Source organism: Nocardia sp. NPDC060220, assembly GCF_042727815.1.
GTDB lineage: Bacteria > Actinomycetota > Actinomycetes > Mycobacteriales > Mycobacteriaceae > Nocardia.
Window position 1 is genome coordinate 1 of sequence record NZ_JBHWZY010000995.1, and the last position, 2,321, is coordinate 2,321.

At 68.8% G+C, this 2,321-nt stretch carries 1 protein-coding gene and 1 pseudogene; one reads left to right on the forward strand and one right to left on the reverse strand.

What is annotated here, in order from left to right; genetic code table 11:
• Nucleotides 1-201: pseudogene (locus ACFWF3_RS32745) on the reverse strand (short-chain dehydrogenase); the annotation flags it as partial.
• A 236-nt stretch (nucleotides 202-437) separates the two neighbouring features.
• On the opposite strand from ACFWF3_RS32745, the gene ACFWF3_RS32750 reads away from it, so the two are divergent.
• The coding region (locus ACFWF3_RS32750) for a type I polyketide synthase (RefSeq protein ID WP_379317742.1) at nucleotides 438-2,321 on the forward strand (1,884 nt) is incomplete at its 3' end.

Here is a 2,321-nt window from a genome sequence, read left to right on the forward strand (position 1 = left end):
ATCCAGGGCTGCCACGGAGATATCGCCGGCCAGCCGATCAGCGATGGCGCGACCCCGTTCGGTATCACGGCACGCCATGATCACCGTGGCGCCACGGGCTGCCAACGTGCGGGTTGCCACCTCACCGAGGCCGCCGTTGGCTCCGGTGATCACGAATCGTCGGCCGTGCTGATCCGGTATCGGATCGGGAGTCCTTGCCATGGCGCATGACCTTACGAATCGTGGTCACCGGGTGGCAATGCGTTTGGAAAATGTCAGGGACGACGCGAGGACCGTTGGTCGTTTCCCAAAGAGGCCCGGCGCGCGAGGAATTCGGTTGCCCGCTGTCGTAGCGTGGCGCCGGTCAGTGTTGTCGAGTGGATTGCCGGGCGAATACCCGATCCCGCCGCACTGCTCGATTCCCTGTCGATACCTCTGATGCAGGAGATGTTTGCCCTATGGCTCGCGAAGACGAACTACGCACTTACATGAAGAAGGCGATCCGGGAACTGCAGACCACCCGCGCGCGCCTCGATGATGTGGAAGCGCGGGCGACCGAGCCGATCGCCATCGTCGGCATGGCGTGCCGTTATCCGGGTGGGGTCACCTCGCCGGAGGAGTTGTGGCAGGCGGCGGTCGAGGGGCGCAGTCTGGTGTCGCAGTGGCCGGCCGATCGCGGCTGGGATGTGGAGGGCCTGTTCGATCCCGAGCCGGGTGTGCCGGGCAAGTCGTATGTGCGCACGGGCGGATTCCTCGACGGCGCTACCGGATTCGACGCGAACTTCTTCGGGATCAGCCCGCGTGAGGCGCAGGCGATGGATGCGCAGCAGCGACTCGTGCTCGAGACGGCCTGGGAGGCCTTCGAGCGGGCGGGCATCGACCCGACGACTGTTCGCGGTAGCGCCACGGGGGTCTTCGTCGGCTTGATGCCCGACACCGAGGGCCCGTCGTCGCGCGATATCGACGAGCGGGTGCGCGCGACGATCGAACAGTTCCTGATGACCGGTCAGGCGTCGAGTATCGCCTCGGGCCGGGTGTCGTATGTGCTGGGGCTGGAAGGTCCGTCGGTCACTGTGGACACGGCGTGCTCGTCCTCGCTGGTCGCGATTCATCAGGCGGTGCGATCGTTGCGCTCCGGCGAGTCGACGATGGCGCTGGCCGGCGGTGTCACCGTGATGGCGACGCCCGCCGCGTTCGTCGCGTTCTCCACCCAGCGTGCGCTGGCGGCCGACGGCCGATGCAAGTCGTTCGCCGCGGGCGCCGACGGCACCGCGTGGGGCGAGGGCGTCGGCATGCTGCTGCTCGAGCGCGTTTCCGAGGCCAGGCGCCTCGGGCACAAGATCCTGGGCCTGGTGCGTGGCACCGCGGTGAATTCCGACGGCGCGTCCAACGGTCTGACCGCCCCGAACGGGCGGTCCCAGCAGCGGGTGATCCGATCCGCGCTGGCCGATGCCGGGTTGAGCACGACCGAGGTGGACGTCGTCGAGGCGCACGGCACCGGTACCCGCCTGGGTGACCCCATCGAAGCGGAAGCCTTGCTCGCGACCTACGGCGCCGAGCGCGAGGGCGGGGAGGCGCTGCTGCTCGGGTCGCTCAAGTCGAATATGGGGCACACGCAAGCCGCCGCCGGGGTCGGTGGGCTGATCAAAATGGTGATGGCGATGCGGCACGGGGTGGTGCCGCCGACACTGAACGTCGACGAGCCGACGCCGCATGTGGACTGGTCGTCGGGCTCGGTCCGGTTGGTCACCGAGGCGCGGGCATGGCCCGCGACCGGGCGGACGCCGCGCGCCGCGGTGTCGTCGTTCGGGATCAGCGGCACCAATGCGCACGTCGTCATCGAGCGGGGCGAGTCCTCGCCGGAGATCGAGCGATCGGCCGCAATCGTCGCACCGCCGGTGATTGCGTGGGTCCTCACCGCGCGGTCCGACGCGGCGGTGGCCGCGCAGGCAGGCGCGCTGCTCGGTCGGGTCGAGGCAGAACACGGCGCCGACCCGGTCGATATCGGTGTCGCGCTGCTCGACACCCGCGCCCGGTTCGAGCATCGCGCCGTGATCGTCGGCCACGATGCCCAGGAGCTGACGGCAGGGCTGCGAGCACTCGCGGACGGGCAGGGCGCACCGAATGTGGTGCGTGGCAGCGCCATCGCGGCCGTTACTGCGGCGATGTTCCCCGGTCAGGGCGCGCAACGCGCCGGGATGGGGCACGAGCTGTACGAGGGTTACCCGGTCTATCGCGCCGCTTTCGACGAGATCTGTGCGGAATTCGATCAGCATCGCGAAACGCCGCTGCGCGAGATGATTTTCGACGATCGGGCAGACGCGACCTCGCTCGACCGAACC